The 8,436-nt window shown below is 70.3% G+C and carries 10 protein-coding genes; 5 read left to right on the top strand and 5 right to left on the bottom strand.

The features are described from left to right. The 4 genes from EBL85_RS16070 to EBL85_RS16085 all read right to left on the bottom strand — a co-directional run. Positions 1-395 (bottom strand): rubrerythrin (locus EBL85_RS16070; protein WP_148040570.1); only part of this gene is annotated, 395 nt, incomplete at its 3' end. Positions 396-412: 17 nt separating this feature from the next. Next, positions 413-1,255, bottom strand: a complete 843-nt coding sequence (locus tag EBL85_RS16075; RefSeq protein WP_123139916.1) for a 2-oxoacid:ferredoxin oxidoreductase subunit beta — start codon at positions 1,253-1,255, stop codon at positions 413-415. Next, a complete protein-coding gene (locus EBL85_RS16080) occupies positions 1,248-2,981 on the bottom strand; it encodes a 2-oxoacid:acceptor oxidoreductase family protein (protein WP_123143434.1) in 1,734 nt (577 codons plus the stop codon). Before EBL85_RS16080 ends, EBL85_RS16075 begins: the two co-directional genes overlap by 8 nt. 198 nt (positions 2,982-3,179) lie before the next feature. After that, positions 3,180-3,977 (bottom strand): inositol monophosphatase family protein, encoded by a 798-nt coding sequence (locus EBL85_RS16085; protein ID WP_123139918.1) that lies wholly within the window; start codon positions 3,975-3,977, stop codon positions 3,180-3,182. A gap of 78 nt (positions 3,978-4,055) precedes the next feature. Here EBL85_RS16085 and EBL85_RS16090 point away from each other — a divergent pair, with 78 nt between their 5' ends. The 4 genes from EBL85_RS16090 (at position 4,056) to hscB (ending at position 6,862) form a co-directional block, all read left to right on the top strand. Further along, a complete protein-coding gene (locus EBL85_RS16090; protein WP_123139919.1) occupies positions 4,056-4,865 on the top strand; it encodes an RNA methyltransferase in 810 nt (269 codons plus the stop codon). Then, the gene (gene cysE, locus EBL85_RS16095; RefSeq protein ID WP_123139920.1) at positions 4,850-5,659 is read left to right on the top strand and encodes a serine O-acetyltransferase; all 810 of its coding nucleotides are present in this window, start codon (positions 4,850-4,852) and stop codon (positions 5,657-5,659) included. The genes EBL85_RS16090 and cysE overlap by 16 nt, the downstream gene beginning before the upstream one ends. A gap of 98 nt (positions 5,660-5,757) precedes the next feature. Then, complete coding sequence (iscR, locus tag EBL85_RS16100; protein ID WP_123139921.1) at positions 5,758-6,240, top strand: Fe-S cluster assembly transcriptional regulator IscR; 483 nt, start codon at positions 5,758-5,760, stop codon at positions 6,238-6,240. Positions 6,241-6,304: 64 nt separating this feature from the next. Beyond that, complete coding sequence (gene hscB / locus EBL85_RS16105; protein WP_223806177.1) at positions 6,305-6,862, top strand: Fe-S protein assembly co-chaperone HscB; 558 nt, start codon at positions 6,305-6,307, stop codon at positions 6,860-6,862. Between the two features lie 15 nt (positions 6,863-6,877). On the opposite strand, the gene EBL85_RS16110 is transcribed toward hscB, so the two are convergent. Continuing rightward, a complete protein-coding gene (locus EBL85_RS16110; protein ID WP_123139922.1) occupies positions 6,878-7,309 on the bottom strand; it encodes a rhodanese-like domain-containing protein in 432 nt (143 codons plus the stop codon). 116 nt (positions 7,310-7,425) lie between these two features. Here EBL85_RS16110 and EBL85_RS16115 point away from each other — a divergent pair, with 116 nt between their 5' ends. After that, positions 7,426-8,427 carry a lysophospholipid acyltransferase family protein gene (locus tag EBL85_RS16115; protein WP_255419406.1) on the top strand — a complete coding sequence of 334 codons (1,002 nt, stop codon included), beginning with the start codon at positions 7,426-7,428 and terminating at the stop codon, positions 8,425-8,427. Positions 8,428-8,436: the final 9 nt, after the last annotated feature.

Below are 8,436 nucleotides of genomic sequence, written 5' to 3' on the forward strand. Positions count from 1 at the left end.
GCCAGTAACACGGCGAGTTCGCGAACCTCGGGCGCCGCCTGATCGACCAACCCGGCATAGAAGTCACGACGACACCGGGCATCGCGCATGCCCAGCTCCAGCACCTCGGCCACGCTCATCAGATAGTCGACGCCCTCCCCGCCGACATCGGGCGCCGGCGCACCGTCACCACACCAGGCGAAGTCCCAGGGCGCGATGCGCGGCAGACACAGCCCACGCGCGCGGTGCTCGACCCGGGCCACGGTGGCCTCGCTGAGCCCGGCCAGTCGATCGAACGCAGCCGCCGCGGGCGCATTGTGGTGCAGCGCCATCCCGGCGGCGAGTTCGGTATAGCGCTCGTGGCTGGCGTGTTCGAGTTCGAGCGCGTGGGCGAGCAGCGCCGCGAGAGAATCCACCGACCCCGGGCCCGCGCTCATGCCAGCAGCCCCGACTCGATCTCTTCGAGCGTGCACGCGGGAGCCTGCTCGGCCCGCCAGGGCGTGAGGGCGCGGCGAAACAGCAGCCCCAGGGTCTTGCCGTCATCGGCCTGGATCCGGCGCGCCGCCGCCACCGGATCGGTGCTCGGCCCCGTGTCATCGACATGCACCCGCCCCTTCCAGTCGCGATGCTCGGGCCTGAAGGTGGGACAGGGGGTGAGCACGTGCACCAGGGCGAATCCGGGATACTCGATCGCCTCGACCAGCAACCGGCTCAAGCCCGCGGGATCGCCGGAGAAGCCCCGGGCGATGAATCCGGCGCCGGCGGCCAGAGCGATCGCGGTGGGCAGGAAGCGCGGCATCCCGGTGCCGTGCGGCGTGAGCTTGGCCTGTTGCCAGTCGGGCGCGGTGGTCGGCGAGGCCTGTCCCTTGGTCATGCCGTAGACCTCGTTGTCCATCACCACATAGGTGAGGTCCTGGTTGCGCCGACAGGCATGCAGGAAGTGATTGCCGCCGATCGAGAAACCGTCGCCGTCGCCCCCGAGCACCAGCACGGTGAGTTCGGGGCGCGCCGCCTTGAGACCGCCGGCGAGCGCCAGGGCGCGACCGTGCACGCCGTGGAAGCCGTAGGCGGCGACATAGGCCGGCAGCCGCGAGGAGCAACCGATGCCGGAGATCAGCGCCAGGCGCTCGCGCGGCAACTCGAGATGGGCCAGCGCCCGGGTCAGCGCCGCGAGCACGCCGTGATGTCCGCAGCCCGGACACCACACCGGTGTCACCCCGGACTTGTAGTCACGGGCACGCAGGGTCGAGGTAGTCGGTGATTGCGACTCAGTCATCGGTCTCCTCCGCATCCAGCACCGCGGCGACGATCTCGCCCGGTCGCCACGCCAGGGGGCCGGGCCGGGCCAGCGCGCGCGCCTGTGGCGGCAGCACCCGCTGGGCATGGAGATGGGCAAACAGCTGGCCGTCCTGATTGAGTTCGACCACCCATATCCACGCCGCGCCATCGAGCGCCTCGCGCAGCGCCGCACGCGCCAGCGGGGCGATCAGCCGCAGCGCGATCACCCGGGTCGGATGCCCCGCTGCGGTGAGCCGCGCGGCGGCCTCGAACACCGCCCCGGCGCTGCTGCCCCAGGTGACGAGACAACGCGTACCCCGACCACGGATCTCGGCCCAATCGGGCCCCGGATCGAGACCGTCGAGCTTGCGCGCGCGCTTGTCGAGCTGCTGGCGATGATCGGCGGCCAGGCTCGAGGGCGTCCCCGAGGCGTCGTGCTCCAGTCCCTCGGCGACATAGCGACACCCCGACTGGCCGGGCGCGGGCATCGGCGAGCGTCCGTCGACGCTCGGTGCATAACGCTGGAAGGGCGCATCGAGAGGCCCGTCGGGCACCAGTCGGGGCGGCAGTTGCGGGGCCCGTGGCGGCGGATCGACGATGGCGCGCGACTGGCCGAGCGCCTGGTCGGAGAGCACGATGGCCACCGTCTGCAGGTGTTCGGCCAGCCCCACCGCCCACTCCAGGGTGAAGCAACAATCGGCGATGCCCAGCGGCGCGAGCACCAGGTGCGGGGCATCGCCGTGGAGCCCGTAGAGCGCCAGACCGAGATCGGACTGCTCGGTCTTGGTGGGAATCCCGGTCGAGGGACCGCCGCGCTGCACGTCGACCACCACCAGCGGGGTCTCGCTGGCCACCGCCAGTCCCAGCCCCTCGACCATCAGGCTCAGTCCGGGGCCGGAGGTGGCGGTCAGCGCCGCCACCCCGCCGAAGGACGCGCCGATGACCATGTTCACCGCCGCCAGTTCGTCCTCGGCCTGGAGCAGCTGACCGTCGCGTTGCGGCAACCGCGGCGCCAGCCATTCGAGCAGCTCGGTCGCCGGGGTGATCGGGTAGGCGGCGACGAAGCGCACCCCGGCGCGCAGCGCGCCGAGACCGGCGGCCTCGTTACCGCTGAGGTTCCACAGCCCGGCAGCGCCGCCAACGGGCGCGCACCCACCCTGCTCCACCAGCCCTAGCCCCGCTTCCAGACAGGCGATGGCCGCAGCGCGGGTGGCGGCGTCCTTGCTCGCCAGCACCCGTTCGCTGGCCGCGCTCAGCGCCGCATGAGACAACCCCAGCCAGCCGCCGAGCGCGCCCAGGGCGACCATGTTGGCGCGCCCCCCGGGGATCTCGGCGGCGCGCGCGGCGAGCGGCAGCGCCCGCACCCGTGCGCCGCACCCGGTCAGACAGGGCGGCGGCGGCGCGCTGGCGACGTCCTGGAGGATGAGGGTGTCGGCGTCGACCGGCAGCTCGTCGACGAAGCGCTCGACATTGGCCCAGTCGAGCCCGAGCAACAGGTCGAGCCGATCGGCCATGCAGGCGACCGGGCGCGAGGCGAAGCGGAGGGTCGCGGCCGACTCGCCGCCGCGGATCTGCGGACCGGCGGCGCGCGTCAGCAACCCGTGGACACCGGCGCGACCGAGCGCGGCAAGCAGGATCTGGGCAGTGGTGAGGGCGCCGTGACCACCTGCACCGGTGATCGCCAGCATGCCCTCGGGGGCGACGGGGTCGCGATTGCACGGCATCGCGGGCACTCCTCCCAGGCCGGTGCGCCGCACTCGGATCGGCGGCGCGGGGATGGGGTGCGAAGCGGTTTCGGGGACACCACGACACACCCCCGTGCACCGATCATAGCCGCGACGCCGAGCGTCCCGGTTGATCTGGCACAGTCGAGGGGCGTTTCGATGGAGGGCGACCGGACCCGCCGCGCGGGCCGGCCGGGATCAGGCCTGGAGCTGCTCGGAGCGGAAGGGCGCGACGGTCTCGAGGATCGCCTTGTGGACCTTGACGTTGCCGGCGACCAGATTGCCGGTCTCGAGGAAGCGATTGCCACCGCCGAGGTCGCTGACCGTACCGCCCGCCTCCTGCACCAGCAGGGCGCCGGCAGCGCAGTCCCACTCGGACAGGCCGAGCTCCCAGAAACCGTCGGTGCGTCCGGCGGCGACATAGGCGAGATCGAGCGCCGCCGAGCCCGGACGACGCAGCCCGGCGGTGGCCAGGGTCATGGCCTTGAACATGCCCATGTAGGCGTCGATATGGCGCTGGTCACGGAACGGGAAGCCGGTGCCGATCAGCGCACCGTTGAGCGAGGGGCGCTTGGCGACCCGGATCTTGCGGTCGTTGAGCTGGGCGCCCTCGCCGCGCGCGGCGGTGAACATCTCCTCGCGCAGCGGATCGTAGACCACGCCGCACTCGAGCTGCCCCTTGTGCTTGAGCGCGATCGACACCGAGAACTGCGGAAAGCCGTGGAGATAGTTGGTGGTGCCGTCGAGCGGATCGATGATCCACTGATAGTCGCCCTTGCCGTGGAGACCGCTCTCCTCGGCAAGGATCGCGTGGCCCGGGAAACGTGCCTGCAGCTCCTTGATGATGGTCGCCTCGGCGAGACGATCGACGTCGCTGACGAAATCGTTGCGTCCCTTGGTCTCGGCCTTGATGTGGTCGACGTGATCGAGATAACGCAGGAGGATCTTGCCGGCGCTGCGCGCGGCACGGATGGCGATGTTGAGGCTTGGATGCATAAGGATGAAAGATAACGGATGTGGTCCGCGTATCATAGATTGAGAACCCTATCAGCGTCTTGAGAGAACGCCCCATCCATGACCCAAACCAGCGAAGAAAACCTCGGGCGCATCCGCGCCGTGCTGATCGAGACCAGCCACCCCGGCAACATCGGCGCCGCGGCGCGTGCGCTCAAGACCATGGGCCTGTCGCGTCTGGAGCTGGTCGCGCCGCGTCAACGCCCGGACGCCGAGACCCTGGCCCGCGCCGCCGGCGCCGATGACCTGATCGAGCGCGCCGGCATCCACGACGACCTCGACAGCGCGCTCGAGGGCTGTCGTCTGGTGATCGGCGCCAGCGCCCGGCTGCGCAGCATCGAATGGCCGGTGCTCGACCCCGCCGAGGCCGCCGGCCGACTGCTCGCCGAGGCCGCCCACGGCGAGGTGGCGATGCTGTTCGGGCGCGAGAGCTCGGGGTTGACCAACGCCGAGCTGTCGCGCTGTCACTATCTGGTGCACATCCCCACCAACCCCGAGTTCAGCTCGCTCAACCTCGCCGCCGCGGTCCAGGTGCTCGCCTACGAACTGCGTCGCCACGCCCTCGTCGGCCGCCTCAGCGAGCACGTCGACGAGCGCCCCGATCTGGCCGACGCCGCCGACCTCGAGGGCCTCCACGGCCATCTCGCCGCCACCATGCGCGCGGTCGGCTTCGGCGACATCGAGCAGTCGCGCACCCTGCAGATCCGTCTGCGCCGGCTGTTCAACCGCGCCCGCCCCGACCGCACCGAGATCAACATCCTGCGCGGCATCCTCAGCGCCGCCCAGGGTCGCAAGCGCCCCGGGCGCGACGACCCGGCGCCAACGGAACCCGCCCCCACCGCCAAGGACACCACATGTTCAGACGACTGAGAGAGGATATCGCCTGCGTCTTCGACCGCGACCCGGCGGCGCGTACCACCTTCGAGGTGCTCACCACCTATCCCGGCATCCACGCGGTGGTGGTCCATCGCATCGCCCACGGTCTGTGGCGCCGCGAGTTCAAGTGGGCCGCACGCCTGCTCTCGAACATCGCGCGGTTGTTCACCGGGATCGAGATCCACCCCGGCGCGGTGATCGGCCGGCGCTTCTTCATCGACCACGGCATGGGCGTGGTGATCGGCGAGACGGCGGTGATCGGCGACGACTGCACCCTCTATCACGGGGTGACGCTCGGTGGCACCACCTGGGAGAAGGGCAAACGTCATCCCACCCTCGGACGCGACGTGGTGGTCGGTGCCGGGGCCAAGGTGCTCGGTCCGATCGACATCGGCGACGGCGCGCGCATCGGCTCCAACGCCGTGGTGGTGAAGTCGGTGCCGGCCGGAGCGACCGCGGTCGGGGTGCCGGGCCGGGTCATCGAGCCGGCGCGTGATGCGGCGAGCAAGCGCCGCGCCGACACCGCCCGACGCATCGGCTTCGACGCCTATGGCGCCACCCGCGATGTCCCCGACCCGGTGGCCAACGCCATCAACCGCATGCTCGATCATATCCACCAGATGGACAGTCGCATGGAGTTGATGTCGCAGGCACTCGAGGGCCACGGCATCATGCGCCGCTTCGAGCACGAGTGCGATCTCGACGCGATGAGCATCCCCCCGGCCACCGACGGCGAGACGGACGCCGACTCGGGTCAGCGCCGACCCGAGGATGCACGCCAGCGCTGAGCGCAGTGCCCTGGCGTGGTGCGGATTAATTGATCGTAACGGTCGGGTAACGTAGAATAACCCTACACTTGTTCGCTGTATTTTCCCTTGGGTGCAACGTGAGACTGACTACCAAAGGCCGCTACGCGGTCACCGCGATGCTCGACCTGGCCATCCACCAGGGTCGGGGACCGATCGCGTTGGCCGACATCGCCCAGCGCCAGGGCATCTCGCTGTCCTACCTGGAACAGCTCTTCGCCAAGCTGCGCAAGCGTGCGCTGGTGACCAGCGTGCGCGGCCCGGGCGGCGGCTACAACCTCGCCCGTACCGCCGCCGAGATCCGCGTTGCCGAGGTGATCGCCGCGGTCGACGAGAACGTCGACACCACCCGCTGCGGCGGCGCCCACAACTGTCAGAACAATGGTCCCTGCCTGACCCACGACCTGTGGAACGACCTCAGCGACCACATCTTCGACTATCTCAACGCCATCACCCTGCAGCAGCTCGTCGACAAGCGCGAGGCCACCCAGCCGCACCCACCGACCTCCTGCGCCACCGTCGACGTCAAGCTCGACGTCTCGCGGGTCGCCGCCAACACCTGAGCAGGCGCGCAAACGCCTTGCCAGCACGCGCTCCGAGGGCCTAGGATCTGGGTGAGCCGTGCGGATGACCCCGGGCGGCGGGATGCCCGAGATCCACCCAACTGTCTTCGCCGAGTTGGACGCAGCCAAGAACCACTTCGAGCTCTTCGGATTGCCGACGAGCTTCACGGTCGACACCAACCGCCTGGCGGAGCGCTATCGTGCGCTGAGCGCCCAGGCCCGCGCCGACACCGCCCTCGCCGCCGCCTCGCCGTCGCAACTCGACGAGGCCTACCGCACGCTGCTCGACCCACTGGCGCGCGCGCGCTATCTGCTGCGCCTGCACGGGCGTGAGCTGGGGCGCGGACGGGGCAATGCCGGGCTGCTGGTCGAGCAGCTCGAGCTGCGCGAGCAGCTCCAGGAGGTGAGCAACCGCACCCGCACCGCGCTCGCCGTCTCCAGCGTGCTCACCGATCTGGCCGAGCAGAGCGCGGTACTGGCCAAGGAGCTGCGGACCCTGTTCGAGGATCCCTCGACGGACAATCTCGAACTGGCGCACGACCTGGTGCACCAGCTCGAGTTCATCGCGCTGTGCCGGCGCGACGCCGAGCAGCGCCGCGACGCGCTCCAGCGCCGGGGCTGAGCCCGACCCGCGGGCTCAGCACTGCTCCCAGGGGAGACCGTGGAAGCGCCAGCCGCCGAGGCTGCTGCGGTGATGGTGCTCGTCGAGTTCGCCCTCGAACCCCTCGCCGACGTGATAGACACGCTTGAGCCCGGCCTGGAGCAGCGCCTTGCCCGCCTCGTGCGAACGCTTGCCGCTGCGACAGATGAGGATCACCGGCGGGCACTGCTCGGTGTCGGACTCGCAGCTCGCGCCGCCGAGCAGGAGCTTGCGGATCTCGGTCTCGAAGTCCGGGTTGACGGTCCAGTCCGGCTCGTCGATCCAGGGTACGTGCACCGCGCCCTTGGGGTGACCGACGAACAGATACTCCATCGACGAGCGGATATCGACCAGGATCGCCTGGGGGTGGGAGTCGAGCATCGCCTGCGCCTGCTGCGGCGTCAGACTCTGCGGAGCAGCGTCGTGCATGGGGATTCCTCGTTGGTGGTGGGATCGCTCTTGTTATTGTGCCGCGCGCGGAGGCGCGTCCGGCTATCCTAGCGCCCTCGGGCATCACCGCCCAGCGCAAGCATCGGGAGACAGTATTGGCGACACATCGAGATCCACGACCCCCGCTGGACGTACGCATCAAGGACGCGCTGGCACGGGCGCTGATGCGACTGATGGCACGTCTGCCGCTGGCCTTCGCTCACCGTCTCGGCAACGGCCTCGGCTGGCTGGTTGCGCGCTGGCCCAACCGTCAGCGCCGCAACGCCCTGATCAACCTCGCGCTCAACTTCCCCGAGCGCGACCGCGAGCAACTGCTCGCACTGCGCGACGACACCCTGCGCGAGGTCGCCAAGACCTATTGCGAGATCGCCCATCTGTGGCTGCGCCCCGTCGAGCAGACCCTCTCGCTGGTCCGTGAGGTGCGCGGGGCGGAGCTGCTCGAGCGGCGCGACGGCAAGGGGCTGATCGTGCTCTCGCCGCACATCGGCGCCTGGGAGCTGGCCGGACTCTATCTCGCCGAGCAGGGACCGACGGCGATCTTCTACAAGCCGCAGAAGTATCTCGACGACCTGATCCGGCGCGCCCGCGGGCGCAGCGGCGCGACCCTGGCACCGATCACCGGCAAGGGCATCCGCGTACTGGTGCAGGCGCTCGAGCGCGGCGACTATGTCGGCGTCCTGCCCGATCAGGAGCCCAAGGCCGACAAGGGGGCGGTGTTCGCGCCGCTGTTCGGCATCCCCGCCTTCACCATGCTGCTGGTCAACCGCCTGGCGCGGCGCACCGGGGCGCCGGTGATCTTCATGTTCGCCGAACGGCTCGACGACCAGAGCGGCTTCCGCATCCACTGCATCCGAGCCCCCGAGGGCATCGACAGCGCCGACGACGAGGTCGCCGCGCGCGCCCTCAACCAGGGCATCGAGCAGTGCGTGCGCACCTGCCCGAACCAGTACATCTGGCCCTACAAGCGGCTCAGACGTCGCCCCGAGGGCTGGCCGAAGATCTACAGTGGCGGGCTCTCCGACGCCGAGGCGCTGGAGCAGGTGGCGCGGCTGCGCGAGCGGCACGCGGCGCTCGCCGAGGACGCGCCGCCGAGCTGAGCGGAGGCG

Origin of the sequence: Marichromatium sp. AB32, assembly GCF_003718675.1 — a bacterium.
Classification (GTDB): Bacteria; Pseudomonadota; Gammaproteobacteria; order Chromatiales; family Chromatiaceae; genus Marichromatium; species Marichromatium gracile.

Bases quoted from the DNA above. Each gene is read 5' to 3' on its own strand.
- EBL85_RS16075 (WP_123139916.1), bottom strand. From the start codon at position 1,255: ATGACTGAGTCGCAATCACCGACTACCTCGACCCTGCGTGCCCGTGAC.
- EBL85_RS16080 (WP_123143434.1), bottom strand. From the start codon at position 2,981: ATGCCGTGCAATCGCGACCCCGTCGCCCCCGAGGGCATGCTGGCGATC.
- EBL85_RS16085 (WP_123139918.1), bottom strand. From the start codon at position 3,977: ATGCATCCAAGCCTCAACATCGCCATCCGTGCCGCGCGCAGCGCCGGC.
- EBL85_RS16090 (WP_123139919.1), top strand. From the start codon at position 4,056: ATGACCCAAACCAGCGAAGAAAACCTCGGGCGCATCCGCGCCGTGCTG.
- cysE (WP_123139920.1), top strand. From the start codon at position 4,850: ATGTTCAGACGACTGAGAGAGGATATCGCCTGCGTCTTCGACCGCGAC.
- hscB (WP_223806177.1), top strand. From the start codon at position 6,305: ATGACCCCGGGCGGCGGGATGCCCGAGATCCACCCAACTGTCTTCGCC.
- EBL85_RS16110 (WP_123139922.1), bottom strand. From the start codon at position 7,309: ATGCACGACGCTGCTCCGCAGAGTCTGACGCCGCAGCAGGCGCAGGCG.